Genomic DNA, 23,928 nt, shown 5'->3' on the forward strand with positions numbered 1-23,928 from the left:
GTAGGGAGTGCCTATTATGAGAGAATTAACAAAACGCCAAAATGAAATTTTTGAATATATCAAACAGACCGTTCATTCAAAAGGATATCCACCAAGTGTTCGAGAAATTGGTGAAGCTGTGGGTTTAGCTTCAAGCTCTACCGTACATGGACATTTATCAAGACTAGAAGAAAAAGGCTATATAAAAAGAGATCCAACCAAGCCCCGTGCAATAGAAATTGTAACTGAACAACTAGGCGAATCTGCAAATATGGAATCAACGATACATGTACCAGTAATTGGAAAAGTAACGGCAGGTATTCCTATTACTGCCGTCGAAAATGTTGAAGAATACTTTCCATTACCAGAACATTTTACTTCTACGCATAACAGTGACATTTTCATCTTAAATGTTGTTGGTGATAGTATGATCGAAGCTGGTATATTAGATGGAGATAAAGTTATAGTCAGAAGCCAAACAATTGCTGAAAACGGTGATATTATTGTTGCAATGACTGAAGAAAATGAAGCTACAGTCAAACGTTTTTATAAAGAAAAAACACGTTATCGTTTGCAACCGGAAAATAGTACAATGTCTCCTATTTATTTAGACCAAGTCACTGTTTTAGGCAAAGTCGTTGGGCTTTTCAGAGAAATTTAATTATTTTATTTGTAAGTAAAGACACTCTCAACAAAAATAAGAGGTTGCGCGTTGAGCGCAACCTCTTATTTTTCGTCATTCTTTTCTAAAACGTCTTTAACTTTTTCTAGTATATCTTCTGTTTGATCTTTTTTATTTGTTGTCATAATATCTCATCCTCACAGGTTACAGATACCCTCATTCAACAAATCGTAAACACTATCCAGTGTAATTTTCAGTCCAATAAGGTTGTCTTTGTTCATTAAAATCAACGCCGACACCTAATGTTCGAAATTCTTTTTTAAGAATGTTCTTTCTATGTCCTAAAGAATTCATTAAACCTTGATGGGCATAAATACTACTTTGTTGACCATAAGCTAAGTTTTCTCCGGCTGCATTAAAATCGTGTCCATCACTTTCTAAACGATCAAACGGAGAATCTCCACTCAAATTATCATGATTAAAATAGTTATTTTCTGCCATATCAGTACTGTGCTTACGTGCTGTATCAGAAATAGTTGTTGAATAATCTAAAGTATTTAAACCATGTTGCACTCTTTCAGCGTTTACTAAGTCAAAATTTTGCAATTCAAAGCTCTTAGCTAAATTATCCGACGGTGCCCCATATTGTTGTTGAAGTCTATTTTCCATTTCTTCACTAATTAATAATAATGCTGTTAAGTGGTTTTGGTTATGTTTGTCATAAAATGCTGTAGTATAAATATTGTCTTTTTTAAAATTGTCAAATTCACTATCTTGCACGTCTATATTTATATGACCTTTTTGTTTTGTTGATATAGGGTCACCTAATCGATCTCTAACTGTATCTTTCGGAGAATTATATTTTATTTTAGATTTAGAAGAAATAACATTTTGATTACTATACAAACCATTTACTTTATCTTTAATATAACTCACCATAACAAAACTTCTGTAATCGTCAGAATAATACGTATGCCAATTCGTACCATATTCGTTTGAAGTAACACGCTTTGCTTTACCTAATTTTTCTTCTACTTCTTCCTTAGACATATTCATTTGAATATTATTCAAAGCAAAATCTTGTTCATCAGGTACTTTTAAGGTATTTTCAGTTAAAGGCTTATCAGATGACCAACTGTCTACTTTTGATTTAAATTGTTGCTGCAACGATTCTAGCGGTGCAAATTCTTTAATTGGAGTAATTAACACAATTAACAGAAGTACAATTACATATAATAAAAATCGTTTAATTTTTTACACCTACTATATTATTAGTCTCTATCTCCATTGAAAATAGAATTTCTAACTATGACATAATCCACTTTAGTTAATGAATTTAAATCGTTACCCCCTGCATATGAGATTGAACTCTGTAAATCTTGTTGCATTTCAACTAATGTATCCATTAATGAACCTTTATGTTCAACAAACATTTTTTTACCTTCAACGTTTTTATGTTCACCTTTTTGGAATTCAGATGCACTACCGAAATACTCTTTATATAATTTACCATCTAATTCAACCGTTTCGCCAGGAGATTCTTCATGAGCAGCAAATAATGAACCTATCATTACCATAGATGCACCAAATCGAATTGATTTAGCAATATCACCATGCGTTCTAATACCTCCATCAGCTATGATTGGTTTACGTGCTGCTTTACTACAATGATTTAAAGCAGCTAATTGCCAACCGCCTGTACCAAATCCTGTTTTGATTTTAGTAATACAAACGCGGCCAGGCCCAATACCTACTTTCGTTGCATCTGCACCCGCATTTTCTAATTCTCGAACTCCTTCAGGCGTCCCAACATTACCTGCAATAACAAAGGAATCAGGAATATGTTTTTTAATATGTTGAATCATATGGATTACAGCATCTGAATGACCGTGTGCAATATCAATTGTAATATATTCAGGAATTACACCATCGTTTGCCATTTTTTCAACAAATTCAAATTCACGTGCTTTAATGCCAACTGAAATAGAAGCAAACAAGCCTTTGCTATGCATTTTTTTCACAAAAGGTATACGTGCTGCTTCGTCAAATCTATGCATAATATAGAAATATTCGTTTTCAGCAAACCATTCTGCCAAAGTTTCATTCATCACTGTTTGCATATTTGCAGGCACAACAGGTAATTTAAATTCTTTTGGTCCGAATTTCACTGCAGTATCACATTCTGAGCGACTATTCACAATACATTTATTTGGTATAAGCTGGATATCTTCATAATCAAATATTTTCATAATTATATAAACCCCTAACATTTAATAGTGAAACAGTATTTAAAGGTAAGATTTTTAAATGAATTCAACAATTATCTAAGGAAATAATCCTATATATTAGGATTATTTCCAAACAATAGCATTTTATTTATCTTTACCAATAGATAATATACATGGTTTCACTCTAAATGTAAATGAACTAAAGTCTGATTTTACCAACTTGATTTTTTAACACCAGGAATTTGGCCTTTATGTGCATAATCTCTAAATGCAATTCGTGACATTTCAAACTTTCTTAATACACCTCTTGGACGCCCACTCACCTTACATCTGCGTGTTAGTCTTGTAGGTGAAGCATCTCTAGGCAATTTTCTTAATGCTTCGTAATCGCCTTTTGCTTTTAACTCTTTTCTTAATTCATAATATTGAGCAACTAAGCGTTCTCTTTTTTCTTCTTTAGCAATTTTTGATTTTTTTGCCATATCTTTCTCTCCTTTAAATCGTAATCGTTACGTTTTAAATATTAACATATGCTTTTCATAAATCAAACTAAAACGATTTGGTCATTGAAAATTATTTTTTAAAAGGGGTATAATAGTTAGGTATATTAGGATATCTTCAAGTTAAGTAAAGCATTTTTCATTGAATATATTGATTAATTATGGTATCATTTTAAAACGTAATGATTCCTGCTTAAGAAAGAGGTGTTAATTTTGCGCGTAAATATTACATTAGCTTGTACAGAATGTGGCGATCGTAACTACATCAGTACTAAAAACAAGCGTAACAATCCAGAACGTATTGAACTTAAAAAATTCTGCCCACGATTAAATAAATACACTTTACATCGTGAAACTAAATAATTCTGTGCTTTCATTATCTTTTTAATACGACACTTAAAAAGAAGAGCTAATCCGTAATGGGTTAGCTCTTTTTTTATTTAAAATCTTACAGTTTTGGTCGTGCATGCTTGCCTGAGGTATGAGGTATGGTTCAAGCCTATAGTCTCTCACTCATATACTTCCCTGGCGTCAACACGTTACAAAATCGTTATAAAATATGGAATTTAGTACAAAAAGGCTTTTTCGTATAATTTAATAAACACCGCTAAACTAAATTAACATGACAACTTATATATATAAATTATGATAAGGGGCAACTTACACTACCGATGGGCACTTCAGTTTTAATTTCTATTAATGATACACCGCGCTATGTAACTGGGTTGAAACAATACATTAAATCACACAACAAAGCGTTAATTAACAATAATATACTTAAATATCACTATTAAATGCATTTAAGGTCTTCTAATAAATCATAACTACCCTTATAATGAAATAAGTATATAAAATATATTGGAGGGAATTTTTATATGGAAAATCGTCACATTACGGATGAACAAAAAAAACACATTATTGATTCAATAACTGAAAAAACAAAAGATAAAAGTGTGTGTAACTGCGAGCGTCCTGATATTGAAATTTTAGATGGTCATTATTTCCTACCATTGTTAACTGCTTCCTTAGGTAATGATCCAACGCCGTTAATAACATTATTATGTAACAATTGTGGAAAAATGCATTTCTATTCGCAAAATTTCTTAGGTATAAAGACAAGATAATTCAAATTAAAATAAATGACTTACACGCTTAAATCTAATGTGCCCTGTTCAGCATTACATTTAAGCAGTTACGATTAATTAAATGATGTTTACAGTTAAAGACAAACCAAATGACTTATGACATTTGGTTTGTCTTTTTATATTTATTAACCTATCTAATAACGTAAATTAAACATGCCCTTAGATAAACATATGCATTGAATATCCCAAAAATTCAAACATAAAATGCACCTTCCATTTTGAAATGAAGGTGCATCTTTATTTTAAATAGGCATGTTTTGTTTATATCTTAAACGCGCGCTTTAAAACTTTTATTGTAAATTGTTAATCATAAGCGTGCAATGATTAATCTGCAATTTCTAAATCTACATCATTTATGTCGATACCTAATGCTTTCGCCACACCTTTACCATATTCACTATCCGCTTTATAACAATGGCGAATATGACGATGTTGAACTTCTAATGTAGTACCTTGCATTTCATTAGCTGTATTTTCAAAAATTCGCGCTTGCTGTTCTTTAGATTGTATTCTGAACAAACGTCCTGGCTGTTCGAAGTAATTATCGTCATCTTCTCTGAAGTCATATTCATATGCTTCACCTTCAATTTTTAGTCCAGGTTTTTTAAATTCAGGTTGATCTTCGAATGAACCATCACTGTTTGGATAATAATGTGTGCCGCCGCCTTGATTATTATCTATAATTCTCATTTGACCGTCACGGCTAAATGGACAAATATTTTCAATGCCAACACCCTTAGGTTGGTTAACTGGTATTTGCCAATGATTGACGCCTAATCTGTAGCGTTGTGCATCGCCATATGAGAATAATCTACCTTGTAACATTCTGTCTGGAGAGAAATCAATCCCAGGTACAATATTAGTTGGGGCGAAAGCAGCCTGCTCAACATCTTGGAAATAGTTGTCTGGGTTGCGATTTAATTCAAATTCTCCAACTTCTATTAAAGGATAGTCTCCTTTATACCAAACTTTTGTTAAATCAAATGGATTATCTTTATGGTTGCGCGCTTGTTCTTCTGTCATGACTTGAATATACATTTTCCATTTTGGATAATCTTTGTTTTCAATTGCTTCGAATAAATCACGTTGTGATGATTCTCTGTCTTCCCCAACAATTTTTGCCGCTTCGTCAGGTTGTAAGTTTTCAATACCTTGTTGCGTTCTATGATGGAATTTCACCCAAACACGTTCACCTTTATCATTGTACATAGAATAAGTATGAGATCCAAAACCATGCATATTTCTAAAACCTTTAGGTATACCACGGTCTGACATTAAAATTGTTACTTGATGTAATGCTTCAGGTAAAGAAGTCCAGAAATCCCAATTGTTTTGTGCACTTCTCATATTTGTTCTTGGGTCACGTTTAACAGCGTGGTTTAAACTAGCAAATAGTTTCGGGTCTCTAAAGAAGAATACTGGTGTATTATTTCCTACTAAATCCCAATTACCTTCATCTGTATAGAACTTCAACGCGAACCCACGAATATCTCGTTCTGCATCAGCTGCGCCTCTTTCACCTGCTACAGTTGAAAAACGCGCAAACATTTCAGTTTGTTTGCCTACTTCAGAGAAAATGCTAGCTGAAGTATATTGTGTAATATCGTTTGTAACCGTAAAAGTACCAAAAGCACCTGACCCTTTTGCATGCATACGTCTTTCCGGTATAACTTCTCTATCAAAATGAGCCATTTGCTCTAAAAAGTACCAATCTTGCATTAATAATGGTCCTCTAGGGCCGGCTGTCATACTATTTTCTCTATCTGAGACTGGTGCGCCAAAGAGGCTCGTTAATTTTTTCCTGTTACTCATCAAAATTCCCCCGCCTTTACTAATCAATAATAATTATTACCTAGTACTTATTTTAATCTATAATTTTTCTAAAAGCAACTAACAATATACATATAAATACTAATTTTCAAAATATTTGAAAATTTATAGCAAGACAGTCATAAAAAGCATTGCTTGTACAGCTCAAAAGCATTAGAATGGATAATATATATTTAAAATTTAATAGAACATAGGAGACTGTATTATGGCACAAAACAATATGAACCGTGGTCTTAATTCTCGGCACATTTCGATGATTGCAATTGGTGGTGCAATTGGTACAGGCCTATTTGTTGCTACTGGTAGCGTGATTTCGCAAGCAGGACCTGGTGGCGCAATACTTGCCTATTTAATCATTGGTGTGATGTTATATTTCTTAATGGCTTCGATTGGTGAACTAGCTACATTTTATCCTGTTTCAGGTTCTTTCAGTTCCTATTCAACACGTTTTGTAGATAGCTCCCTCGGTTTCACTATGGGGTGGCTATATTGGGCAATTTGGCTGTTAGTTACAAGTGTCGATGTTATTATTTCTTCTAGTGTAATTTATTATTGGGATTTCTTCCAATTTTTTAGTCCTGTCACTTGGAGCATCATCTTCCTTGTCATTCTTTTCTTACTTAATATATTCTCAGTAAAGGCCTTTGGTGAAACAGAGTTTTGGTTATCACTCATTAAAGTTGCAACCATTATTATTTTCATCGTTATTGGCGTATTAACAATTATAGGCATTTTAGGCGGTCAGACATATGGCTTGAGTAATTATGTAACAGGAGAAGCACCTTTTGTTGGTGGCATCTCTGGTTTCTTAGGGGTTTTACTTGTAGCTGGATTCTCAGTTGGAGGCACAGAAGTCGTTGCTGTAACAGCTGGCGAATCTTCAAACCCAAGTCAGTCTATGCCCAAAGCAATTAGACAAGTCTTTTGGAGAATTTTATTATTCTATGTTTTATCAATTGCGGTCATTTCAGCGATAATTCCTTATACTGATCCATTATTATTGAATGAAAGTGAATCTGTATCACAAAGCCCATTTACAATAGTGTTTGATCGTGTAGGTATCGCATTTGCAGCATCAGTAATTAACGCAGTAATTTTAACTTCATTATTATCTGCTGCAAACTCTGGAATTTATACAACAAGTAGAATGTTATTCTCAATGGCAGAAGATAAACAAGCACCTAAATTTTTAAGTAAACTTAATAAGACTACAAAATTACCTATAGTATCAATATTTGTGACGTTTATCATTGTCTTGTTTGTAATTATCTTAGCTCAATTTAAATCAGACATTGTATTTTCATTGCTAAATATCATTGGGTCTTTAGTCATTGTTGTTTGGGCATCTAGTATAATAGCCCAAATCAGACTGCGTTCTGCAATTAAAAAACAAAATAAAAATCCTGATGATGTATTACCTTATAAGGCACCGTTCTATCCTTTCGGACCAATTATAGTAATCATTGCTTTGTTATTCCTATTTGTAGGAAATTCACTTGGTGCAATTTTGGCTGGTGATATCGGCGCGTTAATCCGAAACTTATTACCAATGGTTATATTAGCTTTAATTTACTTTATCCATAAGTACATTAGAAAAACTAAAATTGTTAAACTCGAAGAAATTGATTTAAAAAACCACGATTATAATTAGATACTTAACCACTAATACAAGTATCATACTATTCACCCCAAAAGTTAGACTAGAAATCTAATTTTTGGGGTGAATTTTTTGCTAATAACATAGTAATTGTATTCCCTACTTTTATATAAATTAACCTTGGTTACAAAAGAAATTGCTTTTTCAGAAGTTGGTGTTATTTTCAGTATATAGAAAGTATAGTATAATAAGATTAATAATTTAATTACTTAGAGGTGGAAATTATGATTGGACAAACAAATCTATTTGACGATATTTTAGAAACTGATGAGCGTTTTGTTATTGTTGTACAATCACTTGAAGAAAGACATGACCAACTAATCAAAAGAACATTACGAGAATACCCAAGTTTAGACCGCTCACAAATGGAAAGTCTTTTTAGCCATCTTAAAGAATTGTTTTCAGAAGAAGCATTTGAGGATAACCAATCTGCATTCTCGATTACGGTTTACACTAATTTAGACTACGCTGCAGACAATGTTTATGCACACGTAAAAAGACATCGCGGCAAAAATGAATGGACCCATACCGCTAAATAGTCAAATCATCGTATGTATGACATCAAAATATGCAAAAACACAAAAACGAGGTAACGGAATCACATTTTCCATGTAGATTTCGCTACCTCGTTTTTTATTACTAGCAAAGAAATGAATATAAATACTACCAAATTAATGATGTTTATTGCAATATAAGTCAATATTAAATGGCAATCATGCCACTTTTAGTTCCCCGTTTAATTAATGAGATTGGCCTTTTATATTGCCATTAAAACATTATAGTTTGCGTGCTTATTTAATCGCGCAAGAAATGCATTTAAATAATCATTATTTGGGAAACGGCACTCTAAAAGATAACATGGGTCGCCTATTACTTTATAGTTATTCATAACAAAAATGCTCTCTTCCTGAATAAAATCAAGATATGAATTATGAGAAATTTTATGAGTATAAATATTAATAAATACATGGACTTTACAGTCTAATGCTTCTTGGTTTAAAGCAATCGTGTATCCAGTAATAACGTTGTCATCCTCTAATTTTTTCACTCTATTTGTTGCTGCTTGACCAGTTAGATTTACTTTTGCTCCCAAATGCTTCATTGAAATTTTACTGTTATTCTTTAATTCGCTAATTATTTTTTGATCTAATTCATCCATTTTCATCACTCACTTTCAATTTTCAAGTATTTAGTTAAAAACTCTTTGAAATTTATATTTAAACACATAGACTATCCAATTAAGATAAATATATACAAAAAATTTGGAGGAATTATTTATGAACATAACACATATAAGAAATGCTACAAGCATCATTGAGTATGCAGATAAAAAGTTTTTAGTTGACCCGATGTTAGGCGAAAAAGGGTCTTTTGCAAGTTTTCCTGATGCTCCTGGAGAAGAGTTAGAGAATCCACTTGTCGACTTACCTCTCTCTCTAGAAGACATCATTAAAGATATTGACGCGATTATTTTAACACATTTGCATATTGATCATTTTGACGAAAAAGCTCAAAAATATTTACCAAAAGATATCAAGGTGTTCGTTCAAGATGAAAATGATGCAGAAGAAATTAAAAGTGTTGGGTTTAAAGATATAGAAATATTAAATGAATATACAACATTTGATGGTATTAAACTAATAAAAACACCTGGTGAACACGGAAGAGGGGAAATCTTAGAAACAATCGGTTCTGTTTGTGGGGTTATTTTTGATCACCCTAATGAACAAAAACTATATATTGCAGGAGATACCGTATGGTATAGCAAAATAAAAAATATAATAAACCAATACAAACCAGAAGTAATTATTGTTAATGGTGGTGACAATCAAACGTATGAAAGTAGCTCATTAATTATGAATGAATTTGATATATATCAAGTAGCGAAAGAAGCACCTAATTCAAAAATCATTGTAGTGCATATGGAAGCAGTAACTCATTGGAATTTGTCTAGAAACAGATTAAAACAATTTTTACACGAAAAAGAACTAGAAAACCAAGTATTAATCCCTGACGATGGAGACAGCTATCATATGTAGGAAGGACCAGTTATGAACAACAAAATATGGTCAAAAGATTTTGTGGTATATTCTATCATAAACTTTTTATTGATACTCGTGTACTTTTTATTAAACTCTACTATCACTAATTACGCACAAACTGAATATAATTCGTCTATTATAATGATGGGGTTTATAGCGAGTGTCTTCATAGTAGGGGCGTTAATTGGTAGAGTGCTCACTGGATTTATGAAAATAACAAAAAAAATATTCATTTTAAATATGATGATTTATTTCGTATCAATTATTTTATATTTTGTGAACTTAGACGAATATTTTTTAGTGTCTGTTCGATTATTACATGGGCTTTCTACGGGAATCACTACAACGATAGTAGGTACTATTGTTGCCTTAGTAATTCCTCAATCACGTAAAGGCGAAGGGATTAGCTATTTTGCGTTAAGTACTGCACTAGCTACAGGATTCGGTCCATTTATTGGAATATCTTTAACACAAGATTCCAATTTCATGAATATTTTTTATATTAGTTTAATCTTTGCGATATTAGGTTTGTTTATGTCATTTTTAATCAAAGTGCCTTATAACGAAAATAAAAAAGAAATATCCATAAAAAACTTAATGAATAAATCAACAATACCAATTGGATTTATTATATTTTTGAGCGCATTTTCCTTTTCAGGTATAGTATCGTACATTAATTTGTACGCAATCCAAATTGATTTAGTAAAAGCAGCAAGTTTCTTTTTCATAATATATACAGCTTCAGTATTAGCGTCTAGACCTTTCACAGGAAAAATTGCTGATATTTATGGAGCAAATAAAATTATGTACCCCGCCCTTATATTCTTTTTTGTTGGTTTATTTTTACTAAGTATCAGTAGTGACGACTGGATGATGCTATTGTCAGGACTATTTATTGGACTTGGTTTTGGTAACATTTCATCAATCACTCAAACAATTGCTGTTAGTGAAGCTAAACCAGAGAATATAGGACTAGCTACTTCAACATTTATGATTTTTATGGACTTAGGAAATGGATTAGGACCTTATATATTAGGATTTGGAATTCCCATTTTGGGTTATGCGGGAATGTATAAAATCCTTGCGGTTATTATTCTATTAACATTTATTTTATATTACTTTTTACATGCCAAAAAACTAAAATAACTATATAGATATTTTACGTTAAAAATGGACTAGTGCATTGATGTAAATGACATTACCAATCAAACTGAATAATATAGTAGAAAAACAACATACGCTTAATAATGTATGTTGTTTTTCATTTATTAGGTAAAACCTTCCTTATATATTAAGTAAAATGACATATACTATAGTTAGTAAATAGTTATTACGGTCACTTATTGGTTAAATTGTAGTATTTTCAAATTAATAAAAACTATATTCTTTTACCATCAAGTTATATAGCTGTTTTTTTCTTTAATCATTTCGAATGACTCTTTTCATTTCTTCTGCTAATTTTTTATCTGACAATTCGTTAGAGTTACTCAACTCATTAATAATATTATTTTTTTCACTCTCACTACGTTTTTGGCTTAGCTTGTAGGCAGCTAAAATTTTAGTTGCTTTAATTTTAAAACCTACAATACCTTTAATCTGTTTTTTCGTTTTATCTGACATGTTATCCCACGTAGCACCATTTTCACGATATTTTTCATATTTATCCAATAATTGTTCTAGATCTGCTTCTAATTCATCTTCATTTAAAGTCTTACCCTTTCCATAGATATGAACACTTTGATAATTCCAAGTCGGAACATCTTCTTGATGATACCATGTTGACGATATGTAACTATGTGCTCCTTGAAATATCACTAATATGTTATCGTTGTCGTCTATAGTTCCCCATTGCTGGTTCCCTCTTGCAAAATGACCAGAAATATATAAATCATTGTCCTTCTCTGTAATCATAACAGGAATATGTGTAGCTATGGGACATCCATTATCAGTCGATACTATAACGGCAAAATTATTTTTCTCAATAAAGCTTTTAATTTCCTGATAATCATTAATTTGATAATAATTTGGTATGTACATAGATTATCTCCCCTTTTATAATTCTTTTAACATAATGAAATCAATTTGTTTCTCATCTCCCATAAAAAATACATGTTCATCAATTTTATAGAAACCTAATTTTTTATAAAATTGAATCGCATTTTCATTTTTTTCCCAAACCCCTAACCATATATTCTCACACTCTAAATCTTTCGCTAATTTTATTGCTTGTTTATATAATTCCTTCCCTAATCCATGTTTTTGAAATTCCCTCAATATATAAATTCGTTCAATTTCTATATTGTTACCTTCAATTTCTTCAGTTTGTGCATTACTTAGATTTAGCTTCAAATAACCGGCTAATTCATTTTCAAAATAAATGAAATAAAAATATGAATTGGGGTTTTTTAACTCTTCAGTCATTCTTTCCGAAGTAAAAGCTGTTTTTAAGTATTCTTCAATATTTTCTTTTTTGTTTTGAGACCTAAAGGTTTCGCCAAAAGTTTTTTTCCCAATTTGTTTCAATGCTTCTGTATCACTCTCGTTACATGTTCTAATCATCACTACCCTCCTATTTTCTAATAGTTTCTTTTATTGCCTTTTTTAACATAAAGCCAATCCTCTGATATATTATTTTTAACTTTGTCTAGCAATTTTACTAAAGTTGTAATTTCTGTTTCTGTTAACCCTTCTAAAGCCACAGAATTAGAATGCTCATTCTCTCTAATTATAAAAGAATAAAGTTCTTCTCCTTTTTCAGTAGCATATAATAATTTGTTTTTTTTATTTTCTTTTTGACTTTTTTTCGTGATTAGTCCATTATTTTCCATATTCTTAATAGCTCTAGAGGCTGTTGCTCTATCAATTTTTAACATTTCTACTAATTGTTCTTGAATAATACCTGGGTTCTCATAAATTCTAACTAAATAAACAAATTGTCCTTTTGATAAATTGATGTCTTTAAACTCAATATTACTTATTGAATCCAAAGCTCTTGCAATAATTCCTATATCTCTTAATATATCTTTCATTAATATCCCTTTCTTTTTATTGCAATTACAATAAAATTAACATAGTGATATTCTAACACAATTACACTTAAAAAAGATAGAAAAATGAAGAGAAATGAGAAAAAGTATCTATAACCATATTTCACTATATATTATTTTAAAATGTGGTTAATTTAAATAAAGTAGGGAAGGCTATTAGAAAAGTAAAGGAGGAATTATTTTGCTTAAAAATATTAACGAAGTTAGAGTTCCAGATAGTAAAATAATAGAAGATGCTCAAAACATTGTTAGAGAATATGGTAATGAATTAATATGGAACCATTCTAATAGAGTTTATTTATTTGGAGAAGTTAAGGGAACACAAGATAATTTAACTTATGATAAAGAACTGTTATACATTACAGCATTGTTCCATGATTTAGGATTAACAGAAAAATATAGTAGCGATGATTTAAGGTTTGAAGTGGATGGGGCTAACGCTGTTAGACAGTTTTTAACCACATATAACTATAAGAAGGGAGATTTACAATTAGCTTGGGATTCTATCGCTTTACATACAACTTTAGGTGTCGCAGAACATAAAGAGAATAATGTTGCATTACTATATCATGGCGTGGGAATGGATGTTATGGGAGACAATTGGAACCAATATTCTGATGAGATTAGAAAAGCAATCGTTAATAAATTTCCAAGAGGTAATTTTAAACATGATGTAATAGAATCTTTTTATAACGGGTTTAAACATAAACCAGAAACTACTTTTGGAAATATTAAATCAGATGTTATAAAATATTTTGAACCAGAATACCCACAAAATAATTTTTGTTCTTGTATTTTAAGATCTAAATGGGAGCGTTAAACTAATGAGAGCCCAAGAGATAAATATCTCTAATTAAAGAATAAACGCCAAATTCTATTGAAATAATATAGAAATGACGTTTCCTTTAACTTTATAAAGCTTTATGCCAAAAAACTAGACAGAATTTATAAATTTTAGCTACTCATAATAAATAGATGATATGAATATGGCCACTTAAATATTTGATAATATTTTTACGTTGTGGCAATTTATATATAGAAAAGAGACAACACACAAGTTTACTGCCCCAGTAATTCCGTTAAAAAACGGTGACTTTAAAAATGATATTTTATTAAAATAACCATCTTCTCCTTGCCAAAGTTAGTGATGGTTATTTTTATGGTTGGCCTTACTAACTAATACTAAGCTAATAATTGCCATGACAAGCATTAGCATTTCATAATCAGTCAATACTACTCCTTTCTAGGAGTAACACCACATTTCATGTCGCCCCTTATATAAAGAGATCAGCCAAATGGACTACTTTCTCAGTAACCCTTTAAAAGGAGTGTTTATTTTTTCTTCCTAATTTCTTCGCCAGTGAAAGGATTTTTATATCCAACAAGTGTTAATTGCTCTGCAATGGCCATTCTCTTGTAATTGATTACGAATATAATTTTTTGTTTCTTCCAACTGTATCCGTATAAAACCCTTTACACCCAATTTTTCTATTACCTTATCTATATTTTAAATGAGCATATCTGTCAAAAATCATTAAACTATTCTTTCCTTTTAAATATCCTACAAATTTTGAAACACTTAATATTGGAGGAATACTAACTAACATATGAATATGGTCTTTACATGCTTCAGCTTCAATAATTTCTACACCCTTTCTTTCACACAACTACCTCAATATTATTCCAATATCTTTCTTGATTTTCCCATAAATAATTGTTCTTATATATTTAGGTACGAAGACTATAGGGTACTTACAATCCCATTTTGTATGTGCTAACCTATTTGTGTCTGATGACATAAGTTGCATCTCCTCGTGGTGTTAATTTTGGTTGGCTGCCTAAATATTATTTTAACGTGAAGAGATGCAATTTTTAATACAATGGTATAACCATACCGAACCCACACGCATAGCTTATGGTTTTATACAAATAAGCCCCAAAAATATTTCTAACTAATGAAATCTTTTTGGGGCAAAATTTTGGGATTTGCATCTTATTCCTTCACATATCAAACTTTGGCTATCTTGCTATGCTTCATTTATTTTAATTTAATAATTTTTTTAAACTGTAAGGAATACCGTTATAGTCATTTGTTAAAGTCACTTCATCAGCAACAGCTTTCACGTCATCATTAGCGTTCCCCATAGCGATTGCTTTACCAACAACTTTTAACATTGATATATCATTTGAACTATCACCAAAGCCAATAACTTGAGATAAATTCAAACCTAATTTATTACTAAGATCAGTTATTGCATTACCTTTAGAAACGCCTTGTGCCATAAATTCTAAGAAATAAGGTTTACTTGTTGTGACATCAATCGTTTCGTTAAAATGACCAGCTAAATCATTTCTAATACTCGTAATTTTAGGAATATAATCAATACCCATAACTTTAGGTACATCCTCTTGAATATATGATTTTAAATCATCTACTGCTTTCATTGGTAAACCTGTCAGCTCTGATTCAATATTCATATATTCATGTTCACCTTCATATACGATATAGCCATCTTGGTAAGTCAACACGAATAATTGGTTATCTCTACAGAAATCTACAATTTCATCAAAGTCTGATTTTGATACTGTACGACTAACTTCAACTGTTTCATTTGCTACGTTTACTGTCTTACCGCCATTATAACTTATAACATAACTGTTAAATTGATCTAGTTTTAATCGTTTTGCAGTTGGTAACATACCTTCAGTTGGTCTGCCTGATGCTAGCACAACTGTATAACCTTGATGTTGTATATCAATTAAATAATTGGCCGTATCAGTACTCACTTCATTGTCTGAAGTCATTAATGTATCATCCATATCCATAACTATTAACTTATATCCCATCTTCCTAATCTCCTTTCAACGTCTACTCAACTATAATACAACAAATTAATGACGTTGGTACAATACTTCAGATTCTACACCCGTCACATTAATAGTAACAAGTTCTGAACGACAATGGATAAATTCACGTTTAAGTTCTCTTACTAATTCTCCGCTTCGTTCAGGCGCTATCATTGTTAAAACAGTTGGTCCTGCGCCACTGATAACAGTAGCATATGAATGATACCGTTTCGCAATCCGTTTAATTGTTTGAAATTCAGGAATTAAATGTTGACGATAAGGTTCATGAAAGCCATCTTGTTCCATCATTTTACCTGCTAATTCATAGTTATGTTGAATCAATGCACTAATCATGGTATTACTAATTGCACTATTTCTAACGGCATCCTTATGCGAAAAAGTCTCTGGCAATGCATTTCTCGAAAGTGTAGTACTTAATTCATTAGATGGTATTGTGATGATCATGTCTGCTCTAGGTGGATCAATATACGATACGTCCGTCACTTTCGTTTGTGGATCATAATACCCTAATACGAGCCCTCCATAAATCGTCGGTGCCACATTGTCAGGATGTCCTTCAAACTCGGTAGCTAACTGCAATAATTCATATTTAGAAAGCTCTATATCTCCAAAGTAATTTGCTATGTAAAGTGCACCAACCAATGCAGAAGCAGACGAGCCTAGTCCTCTTGCTAATGGGATTTCACTCCTCATTTCTATATCTAAGGGAGGTAAAGTAACTTCATATCTATTAGCAACTTGCTGTGCAATTTGGTAAATATAGTGTGTTTCATCAATTGGTAAACCTTCAACATTGGGCCCAATATGTTTAAATGACCACCTATCACTATTATTGATTTGTACATTTAGATATAAAAATTTATTTAATGCCATACCTATAGAATCAAAACCGACACCTAAATTTGCAGTAGATGCCGGGATTTTTAAACTTAAGCTTTCACACATGCTATAGTGCTCCTTTAATATATTCTAGAATGCTTTCTCTATCATTTGGTAAAGGTTTAATTGGATCGTCCAATAATGAAATAGCTGTATCTGGATCTTTTAATCCATTACCTGTAAGCACTGATACGACACGTTTACCTTTAGGTAATTTACCTGCACGATGTAGCTTAATTAAACCTGCAATTGAAGCATTACTAGCAGGTTCACTAAACACGCCTTCTTTTCTAGCCATTAATTGATACGCTTCTAAAATTTCTTCGTCTGTGACACTATCTATTAAGCCTTCAGATTCTTCCAACGCACTCGTTGCTTTATCCCAACTTGCTGGGTTACCAATTCTAATTGCAGTAGCAACTGTATCTGGCTCTTTAACTACTTTATTTTGTACAATAGGCGATGCGCCTTCAGCTTGAAAACCATATAAATTAGGTAATTGTGTGCCATGTGCATCATGATACTCTTTAAAGCCTTTCCAATAGGCAGAAATGTTACCCGCATTGCCAACTGGGATGGATAAAATATCAGGTGCTTGACCATCTAATTGTTGGATTACTTCAAATGCACTTGTTTTTTGTCCTTCAATACGGTATGGATTAACAGAATTAACGAGTGCAATCTCACCATTTTTTGCAACTTCTTGTACAATTTCGAGTGCTTCATCAAAATTCCCTTCTATAGAAACAATTTCAGCACCGTACATCACTGCTTGAGACAATTTACCTAAAGCAATTTTGCCTTCTGGAATGACTACGATTGCTTTCAAACCTGCTCTTGCAGCATATGCAGCTGCGGAAGCAGAAGTGTTACCAGTAGAAGCACAAATAACAATTTTTTTGCCTTCCTCTTTCGCTTTGGCCATAGCCATAACCATACCTCTATCTTTAAAGGATCCTGTTGGATTAGCTCCTTCGTATTTCACATGTAATTCAATACCCAGCATTTCTGACATATTTTTACAATAAATTAAAGGGGTTTGGCCTTCATTCAAGCTCACTTTAGGGGTATCAGATGTAACTGGTAAATACGCTTTAAATTCTTCTACAAGTCCTTGCCAATTTTTCATAAATTTTAAACTCCTTCAACTGGGTAGATTTTCTGAACAACATAACCTGATTCTTTAATAGCAGATACTGGTGACTCATCAACACCAATAACAACTATACCGGCAGTACGAGCATCACGTTCAGCCACAGTTAATGATTTGTGTACAGGTAATTCTCCTTTTAATAATGTTTCTACTTGATTTATATCTTCACCATCTGTTTGTACTACAACATAATAACTTTCTTTACCTTTAATTGTAATAGTCTCTTCTTCATCGTTCATCATTTCTTTTGTCTTTTCTGTTTTTAATTCAAAATGAGGTGGCAACGTATGCAAGTTAGTATCAAAATTAAATGTGACATTTAATAAATCACTTACTACCGCACTACCAGTAGCTAAACTACCTGCGCCTTTACCATAGAACATCGTTTCCCCGACTGCATCGCCAATCACATAAATCGCATTGAACTCATCTTCAACTGCTGCAAGCTGATGGTCCTTATTGATGAACGTTGGCGCCACGGATGCGTTTACTTGAGCATTTTCATACGTCCCTTTACCTATTAATTTGATTTTATAGCCAAGTTGGTCTGCAACTTTAATATCTGACAATGTCACGTCACTAATACCATGTCTATCTACCTCATCTAAATTAATTACTTGATTGAATGATAGATATGAAGTGATGACAACTTTTCTAGCTGCATCAATACCTTCAACATCATCAGTCGGATCTGCTTCAGCAAATCCTAAGCGTTGTGCCTCTGCTAAAGCATCTTCGAATGACGTTTCTTCGTGTGTCATCTTACTTAATATAAAGTTAGATGTTCCATTTAAAATACCCATAAACTTACTAATATTATTGGCATTTAAGCCATTGTTTATAGCATTTACAATTGGAATGCCGCCCGCAACACTTGCTTCATATTTTAAGGCAACGTCGTTTTCTTGCGCTAAACTCTCTAATTCATTTAAATTTACAGCTAATAAATCTTTGTTAGCTGTAATAACATGTTTCTTTTGGCTTAACGCACGTTTCAACCATTCTACTGTGGGTTCAACTCCCCCAAGTACTTCGACAACAATATCAATTGAAGTGTCATTTAATATGTCATCAATATTTTCAGTTAAATGATATTTCGAAACATTAATAGGTCTTTGTCTAGTCTTATCACGGACTAAAATATGTCTAATATTAATGTCCTTATTCATAGTGTCTTTAATTTGTTCTCTATTTTCTTCTATTATTTTTACTACACCAGAACCTACAGTTCCTAAACCAAGTAGTGCTACGTTTAATTCTTTCATGTCTTCATTCCTCCGTTTGTTCTTCTAAAAAATACAATTGTACAGTTGAAAAATACTTGAATATGGTATAGTATAAATTCATTCATTCTTTTTGTAAAGCCTATGAATATTAAAAGCGTATATTTATATTATCACTCCTGTGATAAAAACTAAACTAAATTTTCTGATTTTTTAGAAAGGTTGTATGACATTATGAAAGTATCAAAATTTGGAGGAAGTTCTGTTTCCAATGCAGAACAAATTAAAAAAGTATTAGACATCGTTAATTCAGATGAAGCAAGAAAAATTGTAGTTGTATCAGCACCAGGAAAAAGGTATAAAGAGGATGTAAAAACAACCGATTTATTGATTCGTCTATATGAAAAAGTAATAGAACAATTGGATCACGTTTCTAAAAAAGAAGAAATCGTTCAACGCTACGCTGATATTATTGACGAACTTAATATGAGCCATACTTTATTAAAAACATTAGACGAAACATTAGAAAACTATATCAATACATTAAAAAACAAACCTTCAAGGTTATTAGACGCATTGCTTTCATGTGGCGAAAACTTTAATGCTCAACTGATTGCAGAATACAATAATAGTCAAGGCATACCAACACGTTATGTTTCTCCTGGAGAAGCTGGTATTACTGTTACGGATTTACCACAAAATGCTCAAATTTTAGACCAATCATATGAAACACTTTATAACCTAAGATCGTATAAAGAAAAATTAATCATCCCAGGATTTTTCGGTATTTCAAGACAAAATTACGTAGTTACATTCCCACGCGGAGGTTCAGATATTACTGGGGCAATTGTAGCTAGAGGTGTCAGAGCAGATTTATATGAAAACTTCACTGATGTTTCTGGTATTTTTAAAGCTAACCCTTCTATTGTAAAAAATCCTGAAGTTATTAATGAAATTACTTATCGCGAAATGCGAGAGTTATCCTATGCAGGATTCGGTGTGTTTCATGATGAAGCGTTACAACCATTGCATAAAGATAGAATCCCAGTGGTAATTAAAAATACAAATAAACCGAACGATACTGGAACGTATATTAGACATGATAGAGAAATCGATTCAACGAGTGTCGTAAGTGGTATTAGTTGCGATAAAGATTTTACAGTGTTAAATATTAAAAAATATCTAATGAATAGACAAATTGGTTTCACACGTAAAATATTGGCAGTGTTAGAAGATTACGATATTTCATTTGACCATATGCCATCAGGTATTGATAACATCAGTATCATTATGCGTTCAAAAGAAATACAGAACAAAGAAGAAAAAGTACTTAATGATATACGTAAGCATTGTGATGTTGACGAATTAAGCATTGAACATGACTTAGCAGTATTAATGGTAGTTGGGGAAGGTATGCATAGAATTGTTGGCACAGCTAACACGATTACGCATGCACTTGCAGAAGCTAATATCAATCTAAAAATGATGAACCAAGGTGCGTCAGAAATTTCTATGATGTTTGGTATTGATGTAACTGATGCTGAAAGAGCAGTAAATGCGACTTATGAATATTGTTATACTAAAAAATGTTTAAACGTTTAAATAACAGCATGTAAAAAATAAAAAGCAAAATCCTTCAAATCGTATAGTTTCATTTGAAAGCTGATGAATACTATTGAATGATTTGAAGGATTTTTAAATGGCTCTGTTCTCAGAAATAAGTGCTTGATTGATACGTTCGTCTCCAACCACTAAACGTAAAATAACAAATTGATAATAACTTAATGAATCTATGACATTTCTGTAATTAGGCAATTGATGATAATCAATCGGATCTAATAACTCGTACATTAAAACAATTTCTGGTTTAATGTAATCGACATCCCACTTAATAGAATGGAAATAAATATGTTTTTCAGGTAAACGAATGTTGTGATTCCATCTAAACATCCATTCATCGTTTTCGACGTCATAAACAATAACTGTCATTACTAATTCATCATCTGCATATATATTAGCATGGGTCACATCTGAAAAATGAACGTTTGAAAAGTCAGGTGTCTCATTTTTACCGTCATGTAACTTTATTATATTATCTTTAGGTATGAACTTTAGAACTTCACCAAGAAATTTCCTTTCCACACTGATATCAACCTTATCGTTTAAGTTAAATTCATCATGAAGAAAAAGTTGTTTCGCAATTTCACCATTATATTTAAACAAATCAGGTACATTTTCAGTTAAATTATTTACAACGTCTTTAATTTTACTACTATTACTAACTGCCAAATCTGTACCTCCAATCAAAAGTAAGCGTTTCCATTAACAATTATTATAGTATTAGTAAGTTTATTTTTCAACGTAAAATATTTAAAATTGTGAAACCAAACACAAATTTATTTAAAATTTACCAATATAGCTATAGTCTTGTCTATCTTGTTGCTTTAAAGTATCTGGTCTATTAACAAGTAATAATTCTTGAGTACTATTAGATATCGCTAGTTGAATTTCAGCAATTTCTGGCAAAGTTTGATATAATGCATTATCTACCAAATATGGGGCAGTAGCGAAATAATAACGAATATGATACTTCTCAAATGTTTGGATAACATCAGGACCAGTAATAATATGTAAAGCGTTGTTTACTTTTCCGTTAGGCATAATAATATTAAAATTTGTATATTTTGCCACGTATTTTATAATATCTGTCGAAAAACTAATGATTGAAATTTTGGTATGCGCTTCATATAGTTCATCAATGATTTTATAAGATACTGGATGATTATCAAATGCAATCACTTCATTATTATTTATATTTTCGATAGTATAATTAATATATTTTTTCATAATAGTCAAATCTTTGCCCTCCAAATAGATTTTTCGAAAATAAATGTAGTACGTAATATACGTATTACCTAAATAAGCGCTAGTTACTTCTTTATATTTGTGGCTTATTTCATTTTTTAAATGCACGCTACTTCACCTTGAATTATAGGCCATTACACCTTATAATTTAAGATTAAAACTGTATGCTTATCACCCACTATTAATTAGTTAATAGTATTTGTGCTAATAGAAATAAAAGAGTAAAATATACTTTGTTAAAAAATTATTAAGATTAGGATGATATCAATGTTTTTTCCGATTATTTTAGCAATTATTATTGTAATACTAATTTTAGTTATTATTATAGAACGAAGAGTGATGAATCATAAACTTGAAACTGAAACTTATGCTAAAGACCAATTAGTAAATAAAATAAGTCTCATCACTCGTGAAAACACGTACTTGAAAAACCAAATGCTTGAAAAAAATGCTAGTAATGACACGCATCATCATGGTTTAAGAAAAGCAAAACAAGAATTACAAGAGATATTATCACAATATCAAAAAGAAGGGGCCATTTCATTCTTTGATATTATTACCACTGGTAACTTAGCTGTTAAACATCCATTATTTGAATATGCTAGAGCATTTGATTATATTGTCATTACAGAAAAAGGTTTATTTAATATTAATGTGAAAAACTGGAAACAAAAGACATTTTACCATTTCACTGTGGATCCATCTACTGCGTTAGAAAATAATCAGGAAGATACTGTAAACCAAACTGTAGGCCGTTATATAGCTGATCAATTTCATAGTCAATTCCAATCAACGCGCCCTACAACGTACACATTTATTGAAAGAATCAGAAACAATTCTGTTACGTATGATTTTTATAATTACGACCCATATGAACAATCTTCAAAAAATACAAAAGCATTAGAAGATAGAATTGCAGAAAAATTAAATCATAGAATCCATAACATCGGTTTAGTTTACTTCACAGATGGAAGTGTAAATTTAATTGATGGCCCTACAGAAAGACAAGATTTTGTAGAAACAGTGTCTTCTAAATCCTCACTAAAAGAAGTCATTGGTGAAACTGTGACTCATGCACCTGAATCATTGTCTGAAGAACAATATAATGCATTACTTTCACATTTTCATTAATTAAATATTAATAAAACACTCTAAATTATTAATTGAAAAAGGCTAGTACTCAATTTTAAAAGTTGAGCCACTAGCCTTTTTTATATTTTAAAATAGTAAAAATTAAATTAACTCCAAATATTTTCTTTATTATTTTTTGCTTCTTGTTCCGCCTTTTCAAATAAGTCTCTATATTTGCCATTTGGAGCATAATATTTTTCTCTAGCCAATCCTTTTCTTACTAGTTCTTCGTTAAATAGTGTTTCTTTATCTAACCAAACGTAAGCAAGTGTTCGCCCATAATGGTCTTCTTTTTCTTTATCATATTCTAAATGTATATCTTTATCAGTTAAATGTGCTTTAGAGTAACCAGAAGCTGCCTCTCCATATGGCTGCACAGACGTGTTAGGTTTAACCGTTTCTGGCGTATCTATGCCTATTAACCTCACTCTCATTTGTTCGTTATCATTACTTCTTGCTACAAGCGTGTCACCATCTACCACACGCTCTACATGTACTGTTTCAGTTTGTTCTGGACCAGAAGCATCATTTGAATCATTGAATGAAAACGGGCCGGTGCCATTGATAAATTGAAATACGAGAACACCTAAAATAACGATACTCACAACTAATATAGTGATTTTCTTTGTCGATTTCATTGTTGCACCTACTCCTTAAGCATATTCCAAATTATCATATAGAATATAAAACTATACGTCAAGATAGCTATACAAAAACAAATGTATTATTTACGCAATAAATAGATAAAGTCCGTATAAT

Annotated in this window: 25 protein-coding genes and 1 pseudogene; 10 read left to right on the top strand and 16 right to left on the bottom strand. The window is 31.6% G+C overall.

Features of this window, described 5'->3' with window-relative positions; translation table 11 throughout:
• Positions 1–16: 16 nt before the first annotated feature.
• A complete protein-coding gene (lexA, locus tag KA894_RS03130) occupies positions 17–640 on the top strand; it encodes a transcriptional repressor LexA (RefSeq protein ID WP_096809936.1) in 624 nt (207 codons plus the stop codon).
• 198 nt (positions 641–838) lie between these two features.
• On the opposite strand, the gene KA894_RS03135 is transcribed toward lexA, so the two are convergent.
• The 3 genes from KA894_RS03135 to rpsN form a co-directional block, all read right to left on the bottom strand.
• On the bottom strand, positions 839–1,852 hold the full coding sequence (locus KA894_RS03135) for a CAP domain-containing protein (protein WP_096809938.1): 1,014 nt from the start codon (positions 1,850–1,852) through the stop codon (positions 839–841).
• Between the two features lie 20 nt (positions 1,853–1,872).
• A complete protein-coding gene (guaC, locus tag KA894_RS03140) occupies positions 1,873–2,850 on the bottom strand; it encodes a GMP reductase (RefSeq protein WP_103373584.1) in 978 nt (325 codons plus the stop codon).
• A gap of 191 nt (positions 2,851–3,041) precedes the next feature.
• Entirely contained in the window at positions 3,042–3,311 is a 270-nt protein-coding gene (gene rpsN, locus KA894_RS03145; RefSeq protein ID WP_096809942.1) for a 30S ribosomal protein S14, read from the bottom strand.
• A gap of 231 nt (positions 3,312–3,542) precedes the next feature.
• Here rpsN and rpmG point away from each other — a divergent pair, with 231 nt between their 5' ends.
• Together rpmG and KA894_RS03155 are read left to right on the top strand one after the other, a co-directional pair.
• The gene (rpmG, locus tag KA894_RS03150; protein ID WP_017724369.1) at positions 3,543–3,692 is read left to right on the top strand and encodes a 50S ribosomal protein L33; all 150 of its coding nucleotides are present in this window, start codon (positions 3,543–3,545) and stop codon (positions 3,690–3,692) included.
• A 512-nt stretch (positions 3,693–4,204) separates the two neighbouring features.
• Complete coding sequence (locus KA894_RS03155) at positions 4,205–4,453, top strand: hypothetical protein (RefSeq protein ID WP_096809944.1); 249 nt, start codon at positions 4,205–4,207, stop codon at positions 4,451–4,453.
• A gap of 345 nt (positions 4,454–4,798) precedes the next feature.
• Here the strand turns inward: KA894_RS03155 and KA894_RS03160 are convergent, their stop codons facing one another.
• Positions 4,799–6,286 carry a catalase gene (locus KA894_RS03160; protein ID WP_096809946.1) on the bottom strand — a complete coding sequence of 496 codons (1,488 nt, stop codon included), beginning with the start codon at positions 6,284–6,286 and terminating at the stop codon, positions 4,799–4,801.
• Between the two features lie 223 nt (positions 6,287–6,509).
• Here KA894_RS03160 and KA894_RS03165 point away from each other — a divergent pair, with 223 nt between their 5' ends.
• Together KA894_RS03165 and KA894_RS03170 are read left to right on the top strand one after the other, a co-directional pair.
• A complete protein-coding gene (locus tag KA894_RS03165; protein ID WP_096809948.1) occupies positions 6,510–7,955 on the top strand; it encodes an amino acid permease in 1,446 nt (481 codons plus the stop codon).
• Positions 7,956–8,185: 230 nt separating this feature from the next.
• Entirely contained in the window at positions 8,186–8,500 is a 315-nt protein-coding gene (locus tag KA894_RS03170; RefSeq protein WP_096809949.1) for a hypothetical protein, read from the top strand.
• 218 nt (positions 8,501–8,718) lie between these two features.
• Here KA894_RS03170 and KA894_RS03175 read toward each other — a convergent pair whose 3' ends face one another.
• Complete coding sequence (locus tag KA894_RS03175; protein ID WP_119488114.1) at positions 8,719–9,120, bottom strand: Lrp/AsnC family transcriptional regulator; 402 nt, start codon at positions 9,118–9,120, stop codon at positions 8,719–8,721.
• Between the two features lie 118 nt (positions 9,121–9,238).
• On the opposite strand from KA894_RS03175, the gene KA894_RS03180 reads away from it, so the two are divergent.
• Complete coding sequence (locus tag KA894_RS03180; protein ID WP_119488113.1) at positions 9,239–10,000, top strand: MBL fold metallo-hydrolase; 762 nt, start codon at positions 9,239–9,241, stop codon at positions 9,998–10,000.
• A 12-nt stretch (positions 10,001–10,012) separates the two neighbouring features.
• Entirely contained in the window at positions 10,013–11,149 is a 1,137-nt protein-coding gene (locus tag KA894_RS03185) for an MFS transporter (protein ID WP_119488112.1), read from the top strand.
• A 273-nt stretch (positions 11,150–11,422) separates the two neighbouring features.
• Here the strand turns inward: KA894_RS03185 and KA894_RS03190 are convergent, their stop codons facing one another.
• The 3 genes from KA894_RS03190 to KA894_RS03200 are packed head-to-tail and all read right to left on the bottom strand — an operon-like array spanning position 11,423 to position 13,032.
• Positions 11,423–12,040, bottom strand: coding sequence for an FMN-binding negative transcriptional regulator (locus tag KA894_RS03190; RefSeq protein ID WP_107644381.1), 618 nt, complete (start codon positions 12,038–12,040; stop codon positions 11,423–11,425).
• A gap of 15 nt (positions 12,041–12,055) precedes the next feature.
• Complete coding sequence (locus KA894_RS03195; RefSeq protein WP_103372571.1) at positions 12,056–12,562, bottom strand: GNAT family N-acetyltransferase; 507 nt, start codon at positions 12,560–12,562, stop codon at positions 12,056–12,058.
• A gap of 17 nt (positions 12,563–12,579) precedes the next feature.
• Complete coding sequence (locus KA894_RS03200) at positions 12,580–13,032, bottom strand: MarR family winged helix-turn-helix transcriptional regulator (RefSeq protein WP_103372570.1); 453 nt, start codon at positions 13,030–13,032, stop codon at positions 12,580–12,582.
• 199 nt (positions 13,033–13,231) lie between these two features.
• Here KA894_RS03200 and KA894_RS03205 point away from each other — a divergent pair, with 199 nt between their 5' ends.
• Complete coding sequence (locus KA894_RS03205; RefSeq protein WP_103372569.1) at positions 13,232–13,870, top strand: HD domain-containing protein; 639 nt, start codon at positions 13,232–13,234, stop codon at positions 13,868–13,870.
• A 512-nt stretch (positions 13,871–14,382) separates the two neighbouring features.
• Here the strand turns inward: KA894_RS03205 and tnpA are convergent.
• The 5 genes and pseudogenes from tnpA to KA894_RS03230 form a co-directional block, all read right to left on the bottom strand.
• A pseudogene (gene tnpA / locus KA894_RS03210) lies at positions 14,383–14,849 on the bottom strand (IS200/IS605 family transposase).
• Between the two features lie 244 nt (positions 14,850–15,093).
• Positions 15,094–15,897 (bottom strand): Cof-type HAD-IIB family hydrolase, encoded by an 804-nt coding sequence (locus KA894_RS03215; RefSeq protein ID WP_096823872.1) that lies wholly within the window; start codon positions 15,895–15,897, stop codon positions 15,094–15,096.
• A 45-nt stretch (positions 15,898–15,942) separates the two neighbouring features.
• Positions 15,943–16,863, bottom strand: coding sequence for a homoserine kinase (gene thrB / locus KA894_RS03220; RefSeq protein ID WP_096809964.1), 921 nt, complete (start codon positions 16,861–16,863; stop codon positions 15,943–15,945).
• Position 16,864: 1 nt separating this feature from the next.
• A complete protein-coding gene (thrC, locus tag KA894_RS03225; protein WP_096809966.1) occupies positions 16,865–17,926 on the bottom strand; it encodes a threonine synthase in 1,062 nt (353 codons plus the stop codon).
• A gap of 5 nt (positions 17,927–17,931) precedes the next feature.
• A complete protein-coding gene (locus KA894_RS03230) occupies positions 17,932–19,215 on the bottom strand; it encodes a homoserine dehydrogenase (protein WP_108909348.1) in 1,284 nt (427 codons plus the stop codon).
• Positions 19,216–19,407: 192 nt separating this feature from the next.
• On the opposite strand from KA894_RS03230, the gene KA894_RS03235 reads away from it, so the two are divergent.
• Entirely contained in the window at positions 19,408–20,775 is a 1,368-nt protein-coding gene (locus tag KA894_RS03235) for an aspartate kinase (RefSeq protein ID WP_210133690.1), read from the top strand.
• A gap of 93 nt (positions 20,776–20,868) precedes the next feature.
• Here KA894_RS03235 and KA894_RS03240 read toward each other — a convergent pair whose 3' ends face one another.
• A complete protein-coding gene (locus tag KA894_RS03240; protein ID WP_096809971.1) occupies positions 20,869–21,462 on the bottom strand; it encodes a hypothetical protein in 594 nt (197 codons plus the stop codon).
• Between the two features lie 111 nt (positions 21,463–21,573).
• The gene (locus KA894_RS03245) at positions 21,574–22,020 is read right to left on the bottom strand and encodes a sugar phosphate isomerase family (protein ID WP_242693544.1); all 447 of its coding nucleotides are present in this window, start codon (positions 22,018–22,020) and stop codon (positions 21,574–21,576) included.
• Between the two features lie 285 nt (positions 22,021–22,305).
• Here KA894_RS03245 and KA894_RS03250 point away from each other — a divergent pair, with 285 nt between their 5' ends.
• Positions 22,306–23,169, top strand: coding sequence for an NERD domain-containing protein (locus KA894_RS03250; RefSeq protein ID WP_096809973.1), 864 nt, complete (start codon positions 22,306–22,308; stop codon positions 23,167–23,169).
• Positions 23,170–23,276: 107 nt separating this feature from the next.
• Here the strand turns inward: KA894_RS03250 and nucI are convergent, their stop codons facing one another.
• Positions 23,277–23,807, bottom strand: a complete 531-nt coding sequence (nucI, locus tag KA894_RS03255; RefSeq protein ID WP_096809975.1) for a thermonuclease NucI — start codon at positions 23,805–23,807, stop codon at positions 23,277–23,279.
• Positions 23,808–23,928 lie beyond the last annotated feature (121 nt).

The organism is Staphylococcus sp. GDY8P131P (assembly GCF_017891975.1).
In the GTDB taxonomy this organism is placed as follows: domain Bacteria; phylum Bacillota; class Bacilli; order Staphylococcales; family Staphylococcaceae; genus Staphylococcus; species Staphylococcus nepalensis.

Excerpts from the sequence above, each read along its gene's own strand:
- lexA (WP_096809936.1), top strand. The coding sequence starts at position 17 with ATGAGAGAATTAACAAAACGCCAAAATGAAATTTTTGAATATATCAAA.
- KA894_RS03250 (WP_096809973.1), top strand. The coding sequence starts at position 22,306 with ATGTTTTTTCCGATTATTTTAGCAATTATTATTGTAATACTAATTTTA.
- thrC (WP_096809966.1), bottom strand. The coding sequence starts at position 17,926 with ATGAAAAATTGGCAAGGACTTGTAGAAGAATTTAAAGCGTATTTACCA.
- rpsN (WP_096809942.1), bottom strand. The coding sequence starts at position 3,311 with ATGGCAAAAAAATCAAAAATTGCTAAAGAAGAAAAAAGAGAACGCTTA.
- KA894_RS03195 (WP_103372571.1), bottom strand. The coding sequence starts at position 12,562 with ATGATTAGAACATGTAACGAGAGTGATACAGAAGCATTGAAACAAATT.
- KA894_RS03185 (WP_119488112.1), top strand. The coding sequence starts at position 10,013 with ATGAACAACAAAATATGGTCAAAAGATTTTGTGGTATATTCTATCATA.
- KA894_RS03165 (WP_096809948.1), top strand. The coding sequence starts at position 6,510 with ATGGCACAAAACAATATGAACCGTGGTCTTAATTCTCGGCACATTTCG.
- KA894_RS03155 (WP_096809944.1), top strand. The coding sequence starts at position 4,205 with ATGGAAAATCGTCACATTACGGATGAACAAAAAAAACACATTATTGAT.
- KA894_RS03235 (WP_210133690.1), top strand. The coding sequence starts at position 19,408 with ATGAAAGTATCAAAATTTGGAGGAAGTTCTGTTTCCAATGCAGAACAA.
- nucI (WP_096809975.1), bottom strand. The coding sequence starts at position 23,807 with ATGAAATCGACAAAGAAAATCACTATATTAGTTGTGAGTATCGTTATT.
- KA894_RS03215 (WP_096823872.1), bottom strand. The coding sequence starts at position 15,897 with ATGGGATATAAGTTAATAGTTATGGATATGGATGATACATTAATGACT.
- KA894_RS03175 (WP_119488114.1), bottom strand. The coding sequence starts at position 9,120 with ATGGATGAATTAGATCAAAAAATAATTAGCGAATTAAAGAATAACAGT.
- KA894_RS03190 (WP_107644381.1), bottom strand. The coding sequence starts at position 12,040 with ATGTACATACCAAATTATTATCAAATTAATGATTATCAGGAAATTAAA.
- KA894_RS03160 (WP_096809946.1), bottom strand. The coding sequence starts at position 6,286 with ATGAGTAACAGGAAAAAATTAACGAGCCTCTTTGGCGCACCAGTCTCA.
- KA894_RS03180 (WP_119488113.1), top strand. The coding sequence starts at position 9,239 with ATGAACATAACACATATAAGAAATGCTACAAGCATCATTGAGTATGCA.
- KA894_RS03200 (WP_103372570.1), bottom strand. The coding sequence starts at position 13,032 with ATGAAAGATATATTAAGAGATATAGGAATTATTGCAAGAGCTTTGGAT.
- KA894_RS03230 (WP_108909348.1), bottom strand. The coding sequence starts at position 19,215 with ATGAAAGAATTAAACGTAGCACTACTTGGTTTAGGAACTGTAGGTTCT.
- guaC (WP_103373584.1), bottom strand. The coding sequence starts at position 2,850 with ATGAAAATATTTGATTATGAAGATATCCAGCTTATACCAAATAAATGT.
- KA894_RS03245 (WP_242693544.1), bottom strand. The coding sequence starts at position 22,020 with ATGAAAAAATATATTAATTATACTATCGAAAATATAAATAATAATGAA.
- KA894_RS03170 (WP_096809949.1), top strand. The coding sequence starts at position 8,186 with ATGATTGGACAAACAAATCTATTTGACGATATTTTAGAAACTGATGAG.
- thrB (WP_096809964.1), bottom strand. The coding sequence starts at position 16,863 with ATGTGTGAAAGCTTAAGTTTAAAAATCCCGGCATCTACTGCAAATTTA.